Source organism: Caballeronia sp. GACF4 (genome assembly GCF_023631025.1).
Lineage (GTDB): Bacteria > Pseudomonadota > Gammaproteobacteria > Burkholderiales > Burkholderiaceae > Caballeronia.
Genome location: NZ_JALQDW010000026.1, coordinates 375,162 through 397,416, shown reverse-complemented (window position 1 = coordinate 397,416; position 22,255 = coordinate 375,162). Strand labels below are relative to the sequence as shown.

The window sequence follows — 22,255 nt, the reverse complement described above, 5'->3', positions numbered from 1 at the left end:
CGCTCTTGGCGTCATTGTGCACTGTTCGCTTGCACTAGCCCGTGAAGGTGGCTTAGGCGACGACTTTACACGACGCTCAAAGTCCGCTAAACGCCACCGCGATGCCAACAGTCACTCCACGCCAGCACAAAGCAGCGCAGCGATAGCGGCCGCCGCATCGCTCATTGCCTCGCTTCCCGCTGCGCAAGACTCACCGTGAAAATACCCATTTCATCGATACGCTGTTCCAGCTTGCGGAAACCTGCGCGCCTGACGAGTTCATCCATCTCGGCCTGCGAGCGACGCCGCATGACCCGGCTTGCCTCACCGCGATGAGTACTCGACGAACGCGCGATAAATTCGCGTCGCGGATGCCACGGCTGTGCCGTATAGACGAGATAACTGCCCGGCAGCACTGCTTGCGCAAGCGCATGCAGCGAGCGTTCGATCATCGCGTTGTCGCCGTAAAGCTCGTATAAACCCGCCGCGATGGCAAGCGTCGGACGGGGTTCGAGCGTGGTGAACGACGCTTCATCGAAGGCATCGGCTTGCTCGAAGCGGGCGATCGACTCGAGTCCCCGCCGTGCGATCGAAGCACGTCCCGCTTCGACATTGATCGCACTCACATCGCGCAGCACGATGCGATCGACGGTCACGTTGGCGTCGTCGGTTGAATTTGCTATCGCGTCGAGCACGTGGCGTCCATGCCCGGCCGCGACATCGACGAGACGCACGGGTGAGCCCTCACGAACCAGCCGCGCGATAGCCAGACCCAGGAGCGCTTCGATATGCGTCTTGCGCTGCCGCATACCCTTGCACCCTGGCGCATTCAAGTAAAAGCGATCGATGAGACGTCCGATGCCACCGCATCCACGTGCCTCGTTGCGGTAGACATAGTCGAGCGTCGCGTCCGAATCGAACCCAAGCGAAAGACCAAGCGCGATGCCTTCCGAAAGCGCCCCGCCCGCCCTCAGCGCGAGCCGGTTCATCCACCAATAAAAACGTGCGAACGGCTTTGTTGGAGGCTTCAGCAGCGCCTCGTACTCGTCGCGGAATGGTCCGCGCTTGTTCGCGTGAACGAGTGATACACGCGGGCTGCGCGCATTGAATTCACGCAAGATAAATGCGCGCAATGGTTCCAGCGCCTTGGCGCGATCCCGCTCGCCTAGCGTATCGTGACGAAAACGCGGCAGCACGACGCGCTCTTTGCGAGCCGAACGCAGCCGATCATAAAAAAGGTCCTGCGGCGCACGCTGCACGACCCGGTCCGCACCTGAAATCAACACTTGCGTAGGCACGGTGATGGCAGCGGCATCGTCGACGATACGCTTCGACGTATCGTGCAGGTCCAGCAACATGTTGACGGCGATCGGCCGCGTAATGAGCGGATCGGCCGCATAGCTCGCGATGCGTTCTATATCTTGCGTGAGCAGCTCGGGCCTCACTAGACTTTTCACATGGAACGAGCCGCGCAGCTTGTGCGCGAGCCGTAACCCAGCCCGCGCAAACGGTATATACCGTTTCATTCGAAATGCGGGCGATGCCAGCGCGAGACAGCGCACAGGCGGCGCGTAATCATGCACCCACGTCGCTGCAAGCACCGCACCGACGCTTTGCCCGACAACAGCGATGTCTTCCACGGCAATGCCGTGCGCATCACGGATATGATCGATGAAGCACTGCAGGTCACGCACCGACGCAGCCACGCTCGGGCTATATCCACGTGGCCCCGGCGACTTGCCATGTCCGCGCGCGTCCCATGCGAAGAAGGAGAAGTCACGCAACTTCAGCTCATCGACGAGATGCGCGACGCGTGCCGAATGTTCGTGTCCGCAATGCAGCAAGACGATTGCGCCACGACGACGCGATTTCGCCGCCGGCCAATGACGGTAGAAAAGCTTCTCACTGTCGTGCGTGATGAATTCGGACTCGTTGATTGTACGTTTGGTCATAGTGCTCTTTAACTTCGTGTTTGATTTGCTCGCAGATGCAAGTTCAATGCACCTGCTTCACTCCGGCGCTACCGCGCATGAATACGTTTGATACGCGCCTGAAGTATTCTTTCGCCGATGCTTGCCCGTAAGAAGTCTGTCGATAACGACGAGTGCCATGCGAATGAATAGTCATGGCGGTATCGACGTAAAGAATGCCGCTCTCGCGCGAACAAGTGCGCCGCATTGTTGCTCGGGCATGTGAAGCGTTCACATGCCCCGGTGATCAGCGACGCATGACTTCGACGACCGATGCGGTCGCATCGTCGGCTTCATGGAACTCGAAGCGCACCGGCAGAAAGCGCTCGATCACTTCCGCATTCGTCCTTGCGTGCATCGATATTTTCTCGACCGTGAAGCGGCCGCCGCCCGCGAGCGCGAGTGGCAACAGGAGCTGATCGCCGAGATGCTCGCCAATGGCCGCAGCGGATGCCAAATAGCGATCCGCCATTCGAACCACGGTCTGCGCAACCTTATCCGCCGATACCGCGCGTTCGCCAAACGCCGTAAATACCTCGGTGACGTGCGCATGTTCGAGCGTGACGAGCAACGCGTTTCCCGGCCCCGGTTCGGCTTCCAGACCACGCACGAGCAGCTGCGAGTCGTCCCATCCCATGCCGGGACGAACCACGTCGAGTTCATGTTGCGCAACGCCGGCGGGCGCCGCCGCGATGAAGCTCTCCGCATACGCGGTATCGAGCGCGCCACGCGACATCCACTCGCACGGACGCAAGCCCTTGCACGGCTGCACCGTGGCGACAATCTCTCCACCGCCGTCCGGATAGAAGCCGAAGCGCTTGATCTCGATGTCGATGACCGCTCCCATGTCGCCCATCGCGCGACGCCATGCACGTTGCAGAAAATGCGCGGGCGGCGCCATCGGATTGTGTGTGCCGCCGCGTATACGCACGGTAGATGCTTTATCGGCGAATAAAAGCGCCGGCAGAATCGTTTGCAAGACGAGCGTGCAGCTTTCCGCCGTACCGATATCGAAGCTGTACTCGCCGCTCTTGATCGGCCCCGGCGCGAACATCAGCATCCGCGATCCGACTTCTGCTCCGGAACATTGCGCACCGGATATTGCTTGCGCTGCCGCCACCGCTAAGAGATGTCGATGCAACAGCCCTGGCTCACTTCGCCTTGCGCGGATATTCCCGATCCTGAAAGGCTGCCCCGTGAAAAGCGAAAGCGTGAGCGCCGTGCGTAAAACCTGGCCGCCACCTTCGCCGGCCGATCCATCCAGTTCAATCATTTGCTTGTTACTTGGTATTTAGAATTCGTTCCGAAACCCCGGCGGCACGCATTCTCCGCTGTCGGAGCGTGATCCTGCAACCCTCCGTGCGCACGACAACCTTTGGTCTTGCGTGCAACATACAGCACGCCGGTACACAAAATGCAAAACACTAAGCCATGCGCACAAAAATAGACTAATCTCCATCTGGCGCAACAGCCCGTACCGCATCGTCCAGCCAGCAAGCGCCCGCGCCCCGACGCCAGGAGACGCCCATGAACGACGCCTCACGCCCCGCCGCCTCCGACTCGGGCAACCTCGAGCAAGCCACCAACGTCCCCATGAAGCCGCGCGTTCAGAAGATCGTCGTGGCGATACACGGCATCGGCAATCAACTGCACAGCGATACCGTGCGTTCGGTCGCGAGCCAGTTCGGCGCACGCTACGATCCGCCATTGCCCGTCATGCCGTTGGGATACTTCGATATCGCGGGTGTCGGCGAAGTGGATGTACGCCAGCTCGATCTGCCGCAAGGCGGTCCTTATACCGCCGAGCAGCGCGAGTTCTATTCCGCGCTTGGCTTCGCGGAAGTGTATTGGGCCGACATCCCGCGCGAAGTGGTCAAACAGGACGACACGCTCGAAGAAAGCAAGGCCTGGGGGTTGTCCATCGTGAGCCGCGCGCAGGCGGCATACATGCTGACCGTCGCGGATCGCAAGCTGGAACCAGCCGATTTCTCGCTCGCCGCGGGTGTGGTGGAGGAAGTGGTCGAAACCGTCGCCATCATGCAAAGCCTGCTTGCCGTGACCGAGAAGGCCGGCATCTTCAAGTTCGATCTAGCGCCCGTGCTGCGCGACTATGTGGGCGACGTGCAGCTTGTCGCGGATTTCAAGCAGCATCGCGACACCATCGTGTTCCGGTTTCATCGCGTGATGGAGCGTCTCGTCGCGCTCGTCACCGAGCGCTGTCAGTGTCCGCCCGAGGTGTATATCGTCGCGCACAGCGAAGGTACGGTGATCAGTTTTCTGGGCATTCTGCAGGCGCTTTCCGCTCCGACGGCAGCGGACCCTAGAGACCACAAGCAAGTCATCGATACGAGCTGGGTACAGAGTCTGCGCGGCTTCATGACGATCGGTTCACCCATCGACAAGCACATCCTCTTGTGGCCAAGACTTTGGGACGGCATGCAACTTCGAAGCGAAGTGCAAGGAGAGTGCATCACGCAAGTCGATCGTCCGGGTGGGCCATTGACACTGCCCTCGCGTATTCGCTGGCGCAACTACTATGACTTCGGCGATCCGGTCGGCTTCGCGCTCGATACCGCCCGCGACTTTCTGCAACAGCGCGGCTGCGAGGCTTTCGAGTTCGATGCAGACAAGCACGACATCGGCTTCTCTCGCTATTGGCTGCCGGGCAAGGCGCATACGGATTACTGGACGGACTCGAATGTCTTCGGCCATTTCATCGAAGACGTGGTGCTGCGCAAGAACACCGCGAAGGCGCCGGGCAATCTGCCGTTACGCGGCATGGTCGGCACGGCGATTCCTTATCTGCTTAGCTTCGCGCTTCATCTCATGGCCGTGTTCTTCATCTACAAGGCAGTCACGGCCACCTCAGGTGCGAGCGGCGCGAGCACGGCGCCAGCGTTTATATACCTGACGCGCTCGGTGTTCGCGCTCGCGTGTCTTCTGATGGGCACGACGGTGGCCGCACGCATACCGCGGCTCGTCAAGGCGAGCGGCGCCACGCATCCGGTTGCACGGCTACGTTGGCGTCTCGTCGCGCTTGCTGCGTTCGTCGCGGGCGTCGCCATTTTCTGGCTCGTGATCCTGAATGGCGTTGCCGAGTTCCTCGCGAGTCCAGTCACGCATGATGGCGATGCGCCCAGCGCGCTCACCGGGAAAATCATGTTCACCCTGGCCGCGCTGATCGTCGCGCTGACGGGATGGTTCGCGCCGCGCAAACCGCGATGGGGACGCCGCGTGCTCGTCGCAGCGGGCACGTTGATGACAATCCTCATCGTCGGCGTGCGACTCTGGGGCGACCTCGCAAACAAGCCGTTATGGCCCGTGGTGATCGGTGCGCTGCTGTTTCTCTATGCGTGGTGGCTGGCCATTCTGATATTCGATCTCGCCTTCGTATGGCATCGCTATGTACGCAACTCAGTCGCGCTCGATACGCTGCGCGCATGGCGTGAAACCGGTAAGGACCCGCTGCCCAAACCGATTATGTCGATGCGGGGCAAGCAAAACTGAGCATAGCGTCTATGCATGAAGCACGAGCTTCTGCACGCGCCAGTTGAGCAGTTCCGCGACGAAGAGCGTGTTCTCCGATGGACACGCCATCTCGTGAATCCAGCCGAACTGCTTCAACTGCTTGCCGGCACGGCCAAGCACGCCGAGCAGCTTGCCGTCGAGCGAGAGCTTGTAGATGCGGCCTGGAAAGGCATCGGCGCTATAGAGCACCTGGTTCGGTCCCGGTGAGATGCAGATGGCCCAGGGCGATCCGGGCGCGAAAGTGCCCGCCGCAATCGCGGCTTCATCCGGCATGTTGCCAATAGAAGGACGCGCATCCGGCGGTACGGGTACGTCGATTGTGAATTGGCGCTGGAAGTTGCCTTCCGTGTCGAAGACCTGAATGCGACGGTTGCTGCGATCGGCGACGTACACCATGTTGTTTGCATCGACGGTAATGCTGTGCGGCGTATGAAACTGCCCCGGCGCCTTGCCACGCTCGCCCCACGACTTGATCCAATTGCCGTCGTTATCGACCTTCGCCACGCGCGAGTTGATATAACCATCGCTTATATAAGTGTTGCCTGCCGTGTCCCACGCAACGTCGGTCACTTGCCTGAAGCGTCCCGGCTCCGAAGCCAGCGGCGGGTTCGGATGCTTGAGCGGCGCGGTTTCTTCGTCCGCTGCTTCCTGCTTGCGGCCGAACACCATCGCCACGCGTCCTTCAGGCGTGAACTTGATGATCATGTCCGAGCCTTTATCCGTCACCCAGATGTTGTCGTGCCGGTCGATCTTGACCGTATGCGCGAACGACCACGCATAGAGGTTGTGGCCAATCTCGCGCACGAAGCGGCCATTGCGATCAAACTCCAGGAGTTGCGCGGCCGCCGCGCCATACGCGGGACCTGTGCTGTTACCGCGCGAAAGAACGAAGATGTGCCCCGCCGAATTGACCGCAACGCCCGAGCATTCGCCGAGGTACATGTCGGTCGGCAAGCGCACGGGATAGGGTATGGAGTCGAAGGATAGAGATGGCACACTGTCGTCTGCATAAGCAAGATGCGGGAACAGTGCGAGCGCCGCTGCGCTCTGCGTGGCCATCGCGAGAAAGCGACGGCGGCTTGCGACGCCCGGCTGCATGACTTCGCAGCATGGGCAGAACATCGAGTGCTGAAGGCTCATCGTTACCCTCCTCTTGTTCGTCGCCTGCATGGACGGGCATCGTCGCTTCAAGCTTCTGACGATGCGAGAGGAAGTGTAGTGTATTTGAAGCGAGACACGCGCGCAGTTCGCGCAACTGCTTTCGAATCTGAAAGGACTAAAGGGAGAAGCGCATCATGAGCGATGCATGGCAATATCAGGTAAGAATCAGGCTCGCGCCGGACTATGCGACGAAGGCTCGCCAAAACATGGATGACGTTGCGCTCGCGCCGCTCGCTTCGCTATTGCGAACGCATGACGCCGAGTTGCAATGTCAGTTCGATGCCTTCGCGGGCTACGTCGCCGAAGCGGAACGCGAGGGAACGGAACACTATCCGCTCTATCAATGGACGCGCGACACCATTGAAGACCCGGTGAAGAAGGCCAAGTACATCGAGTGGTTCACCTTCCATGTGCAAGGGCAAGAGGTCTATGACAAGCGGCTCGCCGATGCACTCGAAGCCGACCTGATCGCGCTGAACAGCGAAGCGATCAGCGAGATCAGAAAGATCGATACGAACCCTGCACGCAATCCGCAGCCGCCGAAGCAACCATGACTACGCCTTGGTTGCATCCATCCATTCGACGATATTGCGCACCGTGTCTTTATAGAACGTGCGATACAACTCTTCCGTGACATAGCCGATATGCGGCGTTGCAAGCACGTTCTGCAGCGAGCGCAGTGGATCGTCCGCGGCGAGCGGTTCTTCGTCATACACGTCGAGCCCCGCGCCTGCGATTCGCTTCGACGTGAGTGCATCGAGCAAGGCGGCATGATCGACGATAGGCCCGCGCGACGTATTCACGAGCCGCGCCGTCGGCTTCATCAGCGCGAATTCAGGCGCGCTCACGAGATGCCGCGTGCGCTCCGATAGCCGCAAGTGAATGGACACCAGGTCCGACGTGCGAAAGAGCGTTTCCTTATCGACGCGCTGCACGCCTTTCTCTTGCGCGCGTTCCTCGGTAAGGTTCTGGCTCCACGCGATCACGTTCATGCCAAACGCGCGGCCGATCACGCCGACTGCCGAACCAATACGCCCGAGACCCAGAAGCCCGAGCGTCTTGCCCGCGAGTTCGGTGCCGAGGCCAACCTGCCATCCGCCGCTTTGCAACGAACGATTCTCGGCGGGAATGTTGCGCATCGTCGCGAGGATGAGCGCCCAGGTGAACTCGATAGTGGCTGTCGACGAGTAACCCGTGTGCCTGACCTCGACGCCACGGTCGCCAGCTGCGTCGAGATCGATGGATGCATTCGCCGCACCCGTCGATGCGATCAGCTTGAGCCTTGGCAAATGCTCGATGATGTCGCGCGTGAGCGGCGTGCGCTCGCGCATGGCGCAGATGACATCGAAGGGTTCGAGGCGCTTGAGCAAAGCATCGCGCTCGGCGATGTGATCGTTGAAGACGGTGATCTCGGCGCGGCCTTCGAGCGGCGACCAGTCTGCGAGCTTGAGTGCGACATTTTGGTAGTCGTCGAGTATGGCGACGCGGACCGAAGAAGTAGACGCGATAGACATGATGAATGGCTCTGCTGCTAACGAAGAGGCCCTAGTGTGACGCAAAGCGCGATTTCGCGTCGGCGCGACATCTCGTGAAATAAGTTTGGAAGAGACTGCGCGAGACGCTTTCCCTATAGTGATCTGCATCGCCACCCACGAATCGAAGGGACTTCCCGTGAAAAGCAGATCAGACGTCACCGTATCGAACCCATCCGGCACGCATGCGACTGCTCGCGCGCTGCGTCATGTACTCGTGATTGTCACCACCGCGGCGCTCGCATTTGCAAGCAGCTCGGCCTTCGCGGGCTGGACCCGCTCAGGCTCCGCCTACACCGGCCGTGGCGAATATAACGGCGCGCACGCGGGTTCATGCGGTGGCGGCAGTTGCTCGCATGCCGGCGGCTACATGAATCCGTGGGGCGGCGTGGCGACCAACACCGGCACGGTCACGCGAACCGGCACCGGGCAGTTCGCGAACTCGGGCACCGCCGTGGGTCCGGAAGGACGATCCGTGCAGCACTCCGGCGATACGAACTGCGCCGGCGGCAGCTGCAATCACACCGGCAACATGACCACGCCGAACGGCAAGACCACCACCACCGACAGCACCGTCACGCGCAACGGCGTCGGCCAGTACTCATCGACGGGGTCGGTGACCGGACCCAACGGCAACACCTCGACGCATAACGCATCCACGAATTGCGCGGGCTACACCTGCAATCGCTCGGGCACGGTGAACACCGCGAGCGGCGGCAGCGTAACGCACTCAGGAAGCGCTACGAGCGTCGCGCCGGGCGTCGTGGTGACATCGGGTACGTCGGGTGCTTATGTGGCCAGCAGCGGCTCGCATGGCGCCACCGTGGTCACGGGTAGCACCGTGACGGCCAGCACGACGACGGTGATCGCAGCGCCCGTCGTCGCGACTCCGCCGCCGCCCGCAGCGACGGTTTATGTCGCACCGGCGCCGCGCCCTGCCGTGTGGGTTCCCGCGCACTGGGTCGGCAGATTCTGGGTGCCCGCGCATTGGGCGTGATGCGGCGAGCATGACGGGCATGACGGGCATGCCTTACCGCCTGTAAGCGGTACACTGCGGGTCAACGCCGCTCATCAACGAGACTCGCCATGGTCAATCATGCCTGTGCTTGCCGGACCTTCAGGGTCGCTCACTCATGAAGCGGCAAGACGCGAAGCGCCCGTATCTGCCACACGAACATACGCATAGCGTGCTGCACGATCTCACCTGGACTGCCGGGCCTGTCGTGCTTGCGCTTGCCATCGCCGGGGCGCTGGTCTTCTGGCTCCTCGATCCCGCGCCGCCTCGCACCATCACCATAAGCGCGGGACAAACCGACAGCTCGTTCTACTATTACGCCGAAGAGTACGCGAAGATCCTCGCGAGAAACGGCGTCACGCTCAAGGTAATGCCATCGGATGGCTCGGTGCAGAACCTGCATCGTCTGCTCGATCCGAAGGAGAGAATCGATCTCGCGCTCGTGCAGGGTGGCGTGGCGAGCAAGGAGCATGCGTCATCGTTGATATCGCTCGGCAGCGTGTCGTATGTCCCGCTCGTCGTGTTCTATCGCGGCAAGGGGCTGACGCAGCTTTCGCAACTCGAAGGCAAGCGCATTGCAATCGGCCGTGAAGGCAGCGGCACGCGCATGCTGTCGCTCAAGCTGCTCGAAGCGAATGGCATCAGACCGGGTGGAAGCACTGAGCTATTTGCAACAGACGGCCTGGACGCGGCCACGCAACTCGTCAGCAATCAGGTCGATGCCGTCTTTCTAAGCGGCGATTCCGCCACACGCGCACTCATGCTGCGCATCTTGAAAGTACCTGGCGTCTCGGTAATGGACTTTCAGGAAGCGCGCGCTTATACGCGTGTTTTTCCCTATCTCGATGAGATCGATCTGCCGCCAGGCGTGCTCGATCTGGGCCGTCGCGTGCCGTCCGAGACCGTGCATCTGGTTGCGCCAACCGTCGAACTCGTCGCGCGTCCAACGCTGCATCCCGCGCTATCCGATCTATTGATCGAAGCCGCGCAGGAAGTGCATGGCAAGCCCGGACTCTTGCAACGCGGCGGACAGTTTCCGAATTTCGTCGCGCATGAGTTTCCGATCAGCGAGGACGCCAACCGTTATTACCATTCCGGCAAGGGCTTCTTTTACCGCGTGCTGCCGTTCTGGCTTGCGAATATCGCGGATCGCGCGCTCGTGTTGTTGCTGCCCGTGGCGGTGCTGATTTTTCCGGCGCTGCGGATCGTGCCAGGCTTGTATCGATGGCGCGTGAGGTCGCGAATCTATCGTTACTACGGCGCGTTGCTGGCGGTCGAACGCGGCGCCATGCGAATGTCGAACGATGAAGAGCGCAAGGGCCTGCTGGTCGAACTCGATTACATCGAGGAGTCGTTGAACACGCTCAAAGTGCCGCTTGCGTATGCGGATGCGCTTTACGTTTTGCGCGAACATATCGGCTTCGTCAGGTCGCGCCTTTCGGCCGTCACGCGAAAAGCCGCGAGCGAGGTTTAGCATCCTCGACGATGGCTGCGTCATCTCATGGACAACGCAGCCATTGACGCCGAAACGCTTACTTGAACCCGGCCACCGCGTGCGGCACGTAAGGCTTTTCGAGCTGCGCGATTTCCTCGTCGGTCAGGTTCAATTCGAGCGCAGCAACTGCATCGTCGATATGTCCCACCTTGGACGCACCGATGATCGGCGCACTCACAGGCGTCTTCTGTGCAACCCAAGCCAATGCAACCTGCGCACGCGGTACTCCACGCGCTTGAGCGACGGCGGCAACGGCTTCGACCACTGCACGGTCCGCATCGTCCGTTCGATACAGCGTGCTGCCGAATGCATCCGACTCTTGTCTTGCGCTCGTCGCATCCCAGTCCCGCGTCAGGCGTCCTCGTGCAAGCGGACTCCACGGCAATACGCCGATGCCCTGATCCACGCAAAGCGGCAGCATCTCCCGCTCTTCTTCGCGATACAGCAGGTTCAAGTGGTTCTGCATGGTCTTGAACTCGGTCCATCCTTTGGCACGCGAAAGATACAGCGACTTGCTGAACTGCCACGCATACATCGAAGACGCACCGATATAACGCGCCTTGCCCGCCTTCACGACATCATGCAGCGCTTCGAGGGTTTCCTCGATCGGGGTCGTATAGTCCCATCGATGAATCTGGTAGAGATCGACGTAATCCGTTCCGAGTCTGCGCAAGCTGTTATCGATCTCGTTGAAGATAGCCTTGCGCGACAAGCCACCACCGTTCGCACCGGGACGCATGCGATTGAAGACCTTCGTTGCAATGACGATATCGTCGCGTCGCGTGAAGTCGCGCAATGCGCGGCCGACAATCTCCTCCGATGTGCCATCCGAATAGGTATTGGCGGTATCGAAGAAGTTGATGCCCGCGTCCAGCGCGTGCTGAATGATCGGGCGGCTCTTTTCTTCGTCGAGCGTCCATGGATGCGTGCCGCGCTCCGGCACACCGAACGTCATGCAGCCGAGACACAGGCGCGAGACCTCGAGTCCGGTCGAGCCCAGTTTCACGTATTCCATCGTGTGATTCTCCATTCAAGGCGAACAAGCGTGTAGGCAACCAAGCTCTCTACCTTAGCGCATGCAGCCCCGGCGCGCTTTCAGCCAGCCTTAAAAGCCTGCATGGCAATTCGCGCTTGACGCATCCCTTCACTCCTGCCGGTAGCGTCCGCTGCTGCTAACATGCCCTGCTTCGAAGCGCCTTTATCAGATGTTCAAGCTCGCGTGGCTTGCAAGGAAGCGCCGATATTCGTTCGAGGAATGCGTGCATGCATCAGGATCAGTTGGACGGCATCATGACGTTCGTCGCCGTAGCCGAGGAAAAGGGCTTTTCCGCCGCTGCCGTGCGGCTTGGCGTGTCGCCCTCCGCCGTAAGTCAGGCTATTCGCACACTTGAGAAGCGCGTGGGCCTCGCGTTGTTCTCGCGCAATACGCGCGGCGTGAGCCTTACCGAAGCCGGAGAAAAATTCTTCGAACGCGTCTTGCCCGCAGTGCGCGAACTCGCGCTCGCTTCGGAAGAACTCGGCGCGGCGGCCGAACGACCGTCCGGAACCTTGCGCATTACGGTGGCGCGCTCGGGTCATATGATCGTGCTGCAGCCCGTGTTACGCCGCTTTCTCGAACGTTATCCGGAGATTCGCGTCGACCTGTGCATCGACAATTCGCTCGTCGATATCGTGGCGCGCGGCTTCGACGCGGGCATTCGTTTTGGCGATCGTGTCGAGCGCGATATGGTGGCCGTACGGATCGGGCCGCCCATCGAAGCGCATATCGTCGCATCGCCTGACTATCTTGCACGGCGCGGCGTTCCGAAGCATCCGCATGATCTGGCGGCGCACGACTGTATAAGCTTTCGTCTGATCAGCACCGGACAGATCGAGCGCTGGTGTTTCAACAAAAATGGGGAATCGCTTGATCTCGTCGTGACAGGTCGGCTCATTCTCAATGACTCGGCTGCGCTCGTGCAATCGGCGCTGGATGGCATCGGCATCGCTTATATGATCAATGGTTATATCGAGCGATTCATCGAGGAAGGCCGGCTCGTGCGCCTCCTCGCCGACTGGAGCCCGCCACTGCCCGGCTATACGCTTTACTACCCGGACCGCCGTCATGTCGCGCCGAAGCTGCGCGCCTTCATCGAATTTCTTCGCGATGAGCGTGACGGGCTCCCGACTTCGCAGCAAGACATCGAACATAGGCCAAGCGTCGATATGCTGATTCGTCAGGCGCTTTGAAGTCTTTGTCTGTCAGCGGCGCTTATAAGGGCTTGAATCTCCAGACGCTGTCGCACAAGCAGGGAATGGATCATGCTCGCGAATTGCTCACGAAATAACGTTTTCTAACGGAGAATCGCACATGGCAACGACCGCTGACAAACCCGTCTGGTTCATTACCGGATGTTCGACCGGCTTCGGCCGTGAGCTCGCCGCCAAGACCCTGGGCCTCGGCTACCCGACCGTGATCACCGCGCGCAACGTCGCGGCCGTCGAAGATCTTGCAAAGGAGTACGGCGATCTGGCGCTTGCGCTCACGCTCGATGTCACCGACCCTGCTCAGGTCAAAGCCGCAGTGCGCGATGCGACGGCCAAGTTCGGCCGCATCGACGTGCTCGTGAATAACGCGGGCATCGGCTACTTCGGCTCGCTGGAAGAAAGCGAAAGCGAAGAAGTGCGCAAGATGTTTGAAATCAACGTCTGGGGCTTGGTCGATATGACCCTAGCCGTGCTACCGGGCATGCGCGCGAAAAAGAGCGGGACCATCGTGAATATTTCGTCGGTCGGCGGGATCATCGCGTTCCCGGGCATCAGCTTCTATCATGCGACGAAGTTCGCGGTCGAAGGCTTGTCGGAATCACTGTCGCAAGAAGTCAAGCCGCTCGGCATCAAGGTGCTCATCGTCGAGCCGGGACCGTTTCGCACCGACTGGGCGGGCCGCTCGGCGAATCAGGCGCCGCATACCATCGACGATTACGCCGAGACCGCGAAGGCGCGCGTCGATATGGTGCGCAACTACAGCGGCAAGCAGCCGGGCGATCCGGTGCGTGCCGCCGAAGCGATCATCAAGGCGGTCGAAAGCGACAATCCGCCGTTGCGGCTCTTGCTCGGCAAGGCCGCGCTCACCAACGCGCGCCTGAAAGTCGAAGCCCTGCGCAAGGACTTCGATGGCTGGGAAGCGGTGACGCTGGGCGCGGACTTCCCGGAAGGCCAATGAGTGCGCTGATGAATAGGGCATTCTGCATGCGGTCTGTTGAATGCAGAATGCCAGACTTACAACGCCAGCACGTTCACCGCCACGTCTATGTGGTGCGACCCGCCGCCGAGAATCATCCCGCGCAATAACGACACGTCCGTGTAGTCACGCCCCGTGGAGAGCGTGATGTGATCGAGATCCGCCAGCACGTCGTTGGTCGGATCGAGATCGACCCAGCCGCTCTGCGGGCAATGCACTGAAACCCATGCATGCGAGGCATCCGCGCCGATCAGCCGGGTCTGGCCCGGCGGCGGGTCGTTGCGCAAGTAACCGCTCACGTAGCGCGCCGGCAAGCCGAGCGAGCGCAGGCAACCGATCATCACCTGCGCGAAGTCCTGGCATACGCCGTGACCCAAGTCGAAGGCGCGCGTGGCGGGTGTATCGAACGCAGTCGACGACGGGCGGTATTCAAAATCCGCATGAATGCGATGCATCAGATCGATTGCACCCACGACGAGCGGTGTGTCGGCCTCGAAGCTCTGTGCGCCGTACTCGCGCAACGCCTGATCGAGCGCGATGTTCGGCGACGCATAGCAAAACTCGCTCTCCGCGAAGAACCGCGCGCCCGCGTGGTATTGCAGGCGTTGCACGACCTTTTCCCACGGCGGCGTTTCGGCGGGATCGAACGCATTCCAGCGCGGCACGAGCCGCACCGTGGTCTCGCTCGTCATCGAAAGACGCTCGTGCGGCGCATCGAGCGAAAAGTACAGCACGTCGTTGCCGAACGCATCGACTCGGCTGTGCACATAGGACGGCACCGGCTCGATCCGCTCCGTGTGCGCGATCACCTGTTGCCACGGGCAATGCAATGGGCGAATCACCGCGAGATGCTGCGCGATCTCGACAGGCGTCGAATAACGATACGTGGTGCGATGCGTGACCGCGAGCGTCGTGGCTTCGGGGTTGCTGGATACGGTCATGAAGATACCTGCGAGGCCAGCGTGTTCGCATGGCTGAAGTAACGCGCGCTTACCTCGTTCGAAGCCACGCCCACGGCGCTCATGAGCCGGTCGCACAGTTCGATCAGATTGGCGAAGCGGCCGTCTTCGTCCGTCTCGCACAGCGACTCGAGACTCGGAAATGATTCTGCATGCGGCATGATGAATGCAAAATGCGTTCGACGCGCGCCGCCCGCCGCCGCCGCGATTTCATCGAGCTTTTTGCGCAAGCGGACATACACGCCGACGAGGCCGCGCGGGTTGGTTTCATCCAGCACGATCATGTCGATGAGCGCCGGCACTTCCAGCCGTCCCGGATAGCGCGATCGATACGTCAACGTGCTGTCGAAAAGCTGCAGCAACAAGTCGAAGCCTGCCGGTGTGGTCAACGTGCCGTGCTCGGCAGCCACGCGCACGAAGCTCGCCATGTTCGCGACGCGTTCGATATGCCGGCCAATGAAGAGCAGCCGCCACGCTTCGTCGCGCGTCATGCGGTCGCCTTGCGCACCGCTGATGGCGGATAGCTGCGTCGCCAGATGTTCGAGCGCATTCGCGAGCATTACGCGGTCGTAGTGCCTGCTGACCGGCGGCGCGGACTCGCCGCTTCCGCTCGCATTCGGACTTCCGCTCGCCGAAGGCAGCGCAAGCAGCGCGAGGGCATCGCGGAAATCGTTACGCGACGCGAGAATGTTGCGCCAGTGATCGTTGGAAAGACGGTCGCGAATTTCGCCCGAGGCGCGCGCCTGATCCGCGAGATTGCCGCCGATGCTCGTCGACCGGTTTGCAAGACCCATCACCAATGCGCGCTCGAAGGCTTGCGGAGAACTGCGCGCGGGCGTATCGATCGATGGAATCAGGCCGCATTGCGCCGCGAAGTCGGCAAGCGTCGGGAACAGATCGCCGTTGTCGTTGACTTCGAGCGTGCCCAAAAGCAGGCGGCACAGGCGCACGTTGTTCTCCGAGCGCTCGCTGTAGCGGCCCGCCCAAAAAAGATTTTCCGCCGCGCGGCTCGACACCGTGCGGCGCGCGCGCACGTCGCCCGGTTTCATCGGCGAAGGCAACAGCGATGCGGCCGGCACCGGTTGACTCGACAGCACCCACGTATCCACGCTGCTGCCGCCGAACTGCATGGACACCGTGGCTCGCCGGTCTGCGGCAAGCCGCGTGAAGCCGCCCGGCACGACGCTGAAGCCGCCGTCGATGTTCGCAATGGCATACACGCGCAGCACACAGGGACGCGAACCCAACGCGCCATCATTGAAACGCGGTGCGCTCGAAAACTGCAGGTTCTCCTGCACGGTGAAAACATCCGGCGAGCGTTCAATCCGTTCGCGCCATTCCGCCAGGTCCTGCACGCCCGCGTCGATGCCCGGCGGATGGTCGGTTTGCGCGCCCGGCCACGTCGGCGCGAGCAACGCTCGGTCCAGTTGCTCGAAAGCTTCCTCGCGCGCGGCGGGCTCGCCGCACCACCACGTCGGCACGGTCGGCAAGTCGAGCGACTCATCGAGCAAGGCATCGGCGATACCCGGCAGGAATGCATTGAGCGCGGGAGATTCGGTGAAGCCCGCCCCCGGCACGTTGGACACCATCACGTTGCCCGCGCGCATGACCTGCAGCAGTCCCGGCACGCCGATGGTCGAGTCGCCGCGCAACTCGACTGGATCACAAAATGCGTCGTCGAGCCGCCGTAATATTGCATGCACTCTCGACAAACCCGCGAGCGTCTTGAGATAGAGCTTGTCATGCCGCACCGTCAGATCCTTGCCTTCCACGAGCGTCACGCCCAGATAGCGCGCAAGGAACACGTGCTCGAAGTAAGTCTCGCTGAATGGTCCGGGACTCAAGAGCGCGATATGCGGTGCATCGGGCGAAGTCTCTTCGTGTTCGCCATCGTCGTCGCGCATGGTGGCGCGTGCGGCGCGTGCGAGCGTCGCGATGAGTTGCGCATAAGCGGGCGCGAGACGGCTCACGCGCATGGCACGAAACGGATCGGCAAATAGACTCGCGACGATGAGCCGGTTTTCGAGCGCATAACCGAGGCCGGAAGGCGCCTCGGTCCGATGCGCCATGACCGTCCATGTGCCCTTTGGCGTGCGCGCGAGATCGACCGCGACGATCTGCAGAAAGCGCCCGCCAGGCGGTACGTAGCCCTTCACGGGACGCAGATAGCCAGGATGTCCGAATACGAGCGCGGTGGGCAAGAGACCACGATGCAGCAGCGTCTGCGGGCCGTAGATATCGGCCATGATCGCTTCCATGAGACGCGCGCGCTGAGCGACGCCGCGTTCGATCACGGCCCACTCTTCTTCGTCGATCAGAAGCGGCAGCAGGTCGAGCGACCACGCGCGCGGCTCGCCGTTATCGGCATAGACGTTGTACGTGATGTCGTTGTCGCGAATCTGCTGCGCAACGGCGGCCACGCCTTCATCCAGATGCTCGATACCGTCTTCACCGAGCAATTCGAAAAACTGGCGCCAGGGCTCGCGCAACTGGCCGGAAGAATCGCGCAATTCGTCCCAGTGCCCTTCGCGCGCCGGCAAGGTGCGCATCAGCGCGAGTGCGTCGACACGCGCACCGGACGTGTCGAAGGGCAAGGTCGATTGAAACGGCAAGATCGTCTGGTTCCGTGAATGAGCGCTTCTTAACGATAGCGCAGGTCGAGCGTGAAGGGGAATTCGAGGCTGCGTTGCTGCGGCTCGATCTGTGTTGCGCCCGGCGTATGTCCCGTCGCGAAGAAACGCGCGCGCCGGCGGCTCTCCGCTTCGTATGCATTCACCGGGAACGTCTGATAATTGCGCCCGCCCGGATGCGCGACATGATACTGACATCCGCCGATGGCGCGGCCCGTCCAGGTATCGACGATATCGAAAGTCAGCGGCGCATGCACGTCGATGGTCGGATGCAGCGACGCCGATTGCGACCATGCTCTGAAGCGCACGCCGGCCACATATTCACTGACGCGTCCCGTGGGCTGCATCGGCAAGGGGCGGCCGTTCACGGTAATGACATGCCGGGCGCCGTTGAGCCCGAGCGCCCGCACTTCGAGCCGCTCGACGGAAGAATCGACGAAGCGCACCGTGCCGCCTATCGCACCTTCCTCGCCCATCACGTGCCACGGTTCGAGTGCATTGCGCAGCGTCAGTTCGATGCCATTGGTGTCGTAGGCGCCGACGAGCGGGAAACGGAATTCAAAATGCGGATCGAACCAGCTCTTCTCGAATGCGAAGCCGGCTTCGCGCAAGTCGGCCAGCACGTCCTCGAAATCCATTTCCACGAAACTGCCGAGCATGAAGCGGTCGTGCAGCTCCGTGCCCCAGCGCGTAAGGCGCGCGGTGTAGGGCTTTTCCCAGAAGCGGGCGACCAGCGCGCGCAGCAGAAGCTGCTGCACGAGGCTCATGCGCGCGTGCGGCGGCATTTCGAAGCCGCGCAGTTCGAGCAGGCCGAGGCGGCCGGTCGGACCATCGGGCGAATACAGTTTGTCGATGCAGAATTCCGCGCGGTGCGTGTTGCCGGTCACATCGATCAGGATATTGCGCAGAATGCGGTCGATGAGCCAAGGCGGCACGGTGGCGCTGTCGCGACCGCCCAGCAGATCGAGCTGGCGTTGCAGTTCCTTGAATGCAATTTCAAGCTCGTAGACCTGATCGTTGCGCGCCTCGTCGACACGCGGCGCCTGGCTCGTCGGACCGATAAAGAGACCCGAGAACAGTGTGGATAGCGACGGATGGTTGAGCCAATAGGCAATCAGGCTCGCGAGCAGATCGGGCCGTCGCAGGAACGGGCTGTCGGGCGGAGTCGCACCGCCAAGGACGAAGTGGTTGCCGCCGCCCGTGCCGGTATGACGGCCGTCGAGCATGAATTTCTCCGGGCTCAGATACGTCTCGTGCGCCGCGTTATAGAGAAATTCGGTGTGCTCGACGAGCTGTTTCCAGTTAGATGCCGGATGAATGTTCACCTCGATCACACCAGGATCGGGCGTGACTTGCAGCACCTTCAGACGCGTGTCGCGCGGCGGCGGATAGCCTTCGACGATCACCGGGATACGCAGGTCGGCGGCCGTGGCTTCGACGGCGGCGAGCAAGTCGAGATACGCGTCGAGCGAGGTCAGCGGCGGCATGAACACATGCATGAGCTTATTGCCGTTGCCGTGTTTCTTGAGCGCATCGGCTTCGGCTTTCGGACCTGCGGCGCGCGCCGGATTGCGTGCTTCGACGCACACGGCGGTACGCGCGATCCACTTCGCGGATTCGCCTCGTTCGGGCATGCGAGTGCTTGCCGAATACGCCGATGCATCGCCCAAGGCTGACGATCCGGTCAATGCTTTCCCCGGACCTGCCGCATCGCTGCCGAGAACATCTGCGCCCGGCTCGGCATTTTGCACACCGGATTCAAAATCCAGGTCGGCGGCATATTGCATACGAAATTCAGCCGCCCGCCGCAACGGCATGGACGGCGCAAACGGGTCGTGCTCGTGCTGATACGGATAGTCGCTCTTGGCCACCCACGGCAGCGAATCGAGCGGCATGCGGTAGCCCATCGGCGAATCGCCCGGAATCAGATACATGCGCTCGTCGCGGAAGAACCACGGGCCGCTCGCCCAGTGCGCCGGACGCGTGCCGTCGGCGGCTTCGCGGGCAATCGGCAGCGCGTAGCCGGTCACCGAGGGCAAGCCGGAATCGAACACACGGAAGAGCCGTGCGCGCTCCAGTTCGTCGTCGAGACGCGAGTCGAACGGGTCCACGTTGACCGGCAGGCGACGCTCGCGCCACAGGTAGTACCAACTGTCTTCGTAGCCCGCCTGAACGTATTTTGCATCCAAGGAAAGCTTGCCCGCGAGATGGCGAATGAAGCGCTCGGCATCTTCGGCGGTGTAGTTGGCGGGCTCGCGTTCGTCCGCGAAGAGCGTGGGATCGCTCCAGCACGGCTCGCCGTCCGCACGCCAGAATAGCGACAGCGCCCAGCGCGGCAACTGCTCGCCGGGATACCACTTGCCTTGGCCGATATGAAGGAAGCCGTTCACGCCGTACTCCGCGCGCAGCTTGTCCATTAGCGTGACCGCGTAGGCGCGTTTGGTCGGACCGAGGGCGTCGGTGTTCCATTCGGGCGCATCGCGGTCGCGCACAGCGACATAGGTCGGCTCGCCGCCCATCGTCAGGCGCACGTCGGAAGCATTCAACTGCGCATCGACCTGATCGCCCATGCGCAGCACGTCACTCCAGTCTTCCTCGCTGTACGGCTTCGTCACACGCGGCGTTTCCAGCACGCGCGTGATGGTCATGGTGTGAGTGAATTCGACTTCGCTCTCATCGACTGCACCTGAAACGGGCGCCGCGCTGTCCGGTTCCGGCGTGCACGCCACCGGAATGTGGCCTTCTCCCGCGAGCAGGCCCGAGGTCGGATCGAAACCGATCCAGCCCGCGCCCGGCAGAAACACTTCGCACCATGCATGCAAATCCGTGAAGTCGACTTCCGTGCCGCTCGGACCGTCGAGCGATTTCGTATCCGGCGCGAGCTGCAGCAGATAGCCCGAGACGAAGCGCGCTGCAAGTCCCAGATGGCGCAGCGTTTCGACGAGCAGCCAGCCTGAATCGCGGCACGAACCGGCAGCGCTGACGAGCGTTTCCTCCGGCGTCTGCACGCCCGGTTCCATGCGGATCAGGTAGCGAATCTCATCGGCGAGACGTTGATTCAATCCGACCATGAAGTCGATGGTCGGCGTCTCCGTACGGTCGATGCTCGCGATGAACTCCGCAAAGCGCGGCGTCAATTCGCGCTTGATCATGTAGGGTGCGAGGTCGTGGCGCAAATCCGGCGCGTAGGCGAACGGGAATTTTTCTGCGGACGGTTCGAGAAAGAAATCGAACGGGTTATAGACCGCCATCTCGGCGACGAGATCGACCGTCACCTTGAACTCGCGCGTTTTCTCCGGGAAAACAAGGCGCGCCTGGTAATTGGCGAACGCGTCCTGCTGCCAGTTGATGAAGTGTTCCTCGGGCTCGACGTTCAACGAGTACGACAGAATCGGCGTGCGGCAATGCGGCGCCGGGCGCAAGCGCACCACTTGCGGCGACAGCCCGACGAGCCGGTCATAACGGTAATGCGTGACATGGTTCAACGCGACGCGAATGGACACACCGGACTCCTTTTATTCAAATGACGCCGCACACGGACAGTGCATCGTGCGCGTCTTATCTGTTGCTTAAGCGTTGCTGTAACGCCAGGCGGGAAGAGCGCTTAACGCGGCACGATGATTGCGTGGACTGCGCGCATCCACGAACACCGCGTCGGTTCCGACGCGAACTCCACCCCTTCCGGCTATCACGATGAAGACTTTTCACTGCAACCGCTGCGATCAGCTCGTGTTCTTCGAGAACACACACTGCGAAAATTGCGGCGCGCGGCTTGGCTACGTGCCCGAACTCAATCAGATCAGCGCATTCGAGGAAACCGGCGAAGGCCAATGGAAAAGCCTGCATCCCCTCGCGAAAGACATGTTGTACCGCCCGTGTCATAACTACGAGGTCGAGAACGTCTGCAACTGGGTGGTTCCCGCCGACTCGCCGGAAACGCTCTGCTGCTCCTGCAAGCTCACGAGCGTCATTCCCAACCTCGACAATCCCGACAACCGCACCTACTGGTATCGGATCGAGGCGGCCAAGCGGCGCTTGCTCTATACGCTTTCCGAGCTCGGCCTGCCGGTGATCTCGCGGCAGGAAGACCCGGAACGCGGCCTCGAATTCCGCTTTCTCGAAGGCGATTCGCAAGGCCACGGCGTGATGACGGGTCACGACAACGGCATCATCACGCTCAACATCGCGGAAGCCGACGATGCGCATCGCGAGAAAACGCGCGCCGATCTGCATGAGCCGTATCGCACCTTGCTCGGTCATTTCCGCCATGAAACAGGGCACTATTTCTTCGATCGCCTGATTGGCGACACCGCGCGAATTGCGCCATATCGCACTGCATTCGGCGACGAGCAGCAAGACTACAACGCCGCGCTCCAGCGCCATTACAACGAGGGACCGCCTCCCAACTGGGAAGAGAACTTCGTGAGCAGCTATGCCACGATGCATCCGTGGGAGGACTGGGCCGAGACCTGGGCGCATTACCTGCATATCGTCGATACGCTCGATACCGCCGTGTCCTGCGGCCTCGCGCTCGTCCCCGACAGTCCGCATGAACCGACGCTTACCGACCAGACGCCTGTCGAGGAAACCACCTTCGATAACCTGATGAAACGCTGGTTTCCGTTGACCTATGTGCTCAACAGCCTGAACCGCAGCCTGGGCATGCCCGATGGTTATCCGTTCACGCTCGCCCCGGCGGTGATCGACAAGCTGCGCTTCGTGCATCGCGTCGTCGCGGCGGCGTCGAAACGCTAGGGACGCGT

15 protein-coding genes are annotated in these 22,255 nt (G+C 61.5%); 7 read left to right on the top strand and 8 right to left on the bottom strand.

Features of this window, described 5'->3' with window-relative positions; translation table 11 throughout:
* Positions 1-161 precede the first annotated feature (161 nt).
* Positions 162-1,931 (bottom strand): bifunctional alpha/beta hydrolase/class I SAM-dependent methyltransferase, encoded by a 1,770-nt coding sequence (locus NCR40_RS25650; protein WP_250511059.1) that lies wholly within the window; start codon positions 1,929-1,931, stop codon positions 162-164.
* Between the two features lie 265 nt (positions 1,932-2,196).
* Positions 2,197-3,222, bottom strand: coding sequence for an RNA 3'-terminal phosphate cyclase (gene rtcA, locus NCR40_RS25645; protein ID WP_250511058.1), 1,026 nt, complete (start codon positions 3,220-3,222; stop codon positions 2,197-2,199).
* 254 nt (positions 3,223-3,476) lie between these two features.
* On the opposite strand from rtcA, the gene NCR40_RS25640 reads away from it, so the two are divergent.
* On the top strand, positions 3,477-5,456 hold the full coding sequence (locus NCR40_RS25640; protein ID WP_250511057.1) for a DUF2339 domain-containing protein: 1,980 nt from the start codon (positions 3,477-3,479) through the stop codon (positions 5,454-5,456).
* Positions 5,457-5,465: 9 nt separating this feature from the next.
* Here NCR40_RS25640 and NCR40_RS25635 read toward each other — a convergent pair whose 3' ends face one another.
* Positions 5,466-6,617, bottom strand: a complete 1,152-nt coding sequence (locus tag NCR40_RS25635) for a peptidyl-alpha-hydroxyglycine alpha-amidating lyase family protein (RefSeq protein ID WP_250511056.1) — start codon at positions 6,615-6,617, stop codon at positions 5,466-5,468.
* A 155-nt stretch (positions 6,618-6,772) separates the two neighbouring features.
* Here NCR40_RS25635 and NCR40_RS25630 point away from each other — a divergent pair, with 155 nt between their 5' ends.
* Positions 6,773-7,192: a hypothetical protein gene (locus NCR40_RS25630; protein WP_250511055.1), complete on the top strand. Its 420-nt coding sequence runs from the start codon at positions 6,773-6,775 to the stop codon at positions 7,190-7,192.
* On the opposite strand, the gene NCR40_RS25625 is transcribed toward NCR40_RS25630, so the two are convergent.
* On the bottom strand, positions 7,193-8,152 hold the full coding sequence (locus NCR40_RS25625) for a D-2-hydroxyacid dehydrogenase family protein (RefSeq protein ID WP_250511054.1): 960 nt from the start codon (positions 8,150-8,152) through the stop codon (positions 7,193-7,195).
* Positions 8,153-8,309: 157 nt separating this feature from the next.
* On the opposite strand from NCR40_RS25625, the gene NCR40_RS25620 reads away from it, so the two are divergent.
* On the top strand, positions 8,310-9,167 hold the full coding sequence (locus NCR40_RS25620) for a hypothetical protein (protein ID WP_250511053.1): 858 nt from the start codon (positions 8,310-8,312) through the stop codon (positions 9,165-9,167).
* A gap of 136 nt (positions 9,168-9,303) precedes the next feature.
* The gene (locus NCR40_RS25615; protein WP_244830774.1) at positions 9,304-10,659 is read left to right on the top strand and encodes a TAXI family TRAP transporter solute-binding subunit; all 1,356 of its coding nucleotides are present in this window, start codon (positions 9,304-9,306) and stop codon (positions 10,657-10,659) included.
* A gap of 58 nt (positions 10,660-10,717) precedes the next feature.
* Here the strand turns inward: NCR40_RS25615 and NCR40_RS25610 are convergent, their stop codons facing one another.
* Complete coding sequence (locus tag NCR40_RS25610) at positions 10,718-11,695, bottom strand: aldo/keto reductase (protein ID WP_244830776.1); 978 nt, start codon at positions 11,693-11,695, stop codon at positions 10,718-10,720.
* A 248-nt stretch (positions 11,696-11,943) separates the two neighbouring features.
* Here NCR40_RS25610 and NCR40_RS25605 point away from each other — a divergent pair, with 248 nt between their 5' ends.
* The gene (locus NCR40_RS25605) at positions 11,944-12,909 is read left to right on the top strand and encodes a LysR family transcriptional regulator (RefSeq protein WP_250511052.1); all 966 of its coding nucleotides are present in this window, start codon (positions 11,944-11,946) and stop codon (positions 12,907-12,909) included.
* A 121-nt stretch (positions 12,910-13,030) separates the two neighbouring features.
* Positions 13,031-13,885 carry an oxidoreductase gene (locus NCR40_RS25600; protein ID WP_250511051.1) on the top strand — a complete coding sequence of 285 codons (855 nt, stop codon included), beginning with the start codon at positions 13,031-13,033 and terminating at the stop codon, positions 13,883-13,885.
* 56 nt (positions 13,886-13,941) lie between these two features.
* Here NCR40_RS25600 and NCR40_RS25595 read toward each other — a convergent pair whose 3' ends face one another.
* Genes NCR40_RS25595 through NCR40_RS25585 form a run of 3 tightly spaced genes read right to left on the bottom strand, consistent with a single transcriptional unit; the run spans position 13,942 to position 20,995 of the window.
* A complete protein-coding gene (locus NCR40_RS25595) occupies positions 13,942-14,844 on the bottom strand; it encodes a transglutaminase family protein (RefSeq protein WP_250494576.1) in 903 nt (300 codons plus the stop codon).
* A complete protein-coding gene (locus tag NCR40_RS25590; RefSeq protein WP_250511050.1) occupies positions 14,841-17,474 on the bottom strand; it encodes a circularly permuted type 2 ATP-grasp protein in 2,634 nt (877 codons plus the stop codon). The genes NCR40_RS25595 and NCR40_RS25590 overlap by 4 nt, the downstream gene beginning before the upstream one ends.
* 29 nt (positions 17,475-17,503) lie before the next feature.
* Entirely contained in the window at positions 17,504-20,995 is a 3,492-nt protein-coding gene (locus NCR40_RS25585) for a transglutaminase family protein (protein WP_250469368.1), read from the bottom strand.
* 190 nt (positions 20,996-21,185) lie between these two features.
* On the opposite strand from NCR40_RS25585, the gene NCR40_RS25580 reads away from it, so the two are divergent.
* Positions 21,186-22,247: a zinc-binding metallopeptidase family protein gene (locus NCR40_RS25580; RefSeq protein WP_250511049.1), complete on the top strand. Its 1,062-nt coding sequence runs from the start codon at positions 21,186-21,188 to the stop codon at positions 22,245-22,247.
* Positions 22,248-22,255: the final 8 nt, after the last annotated feature.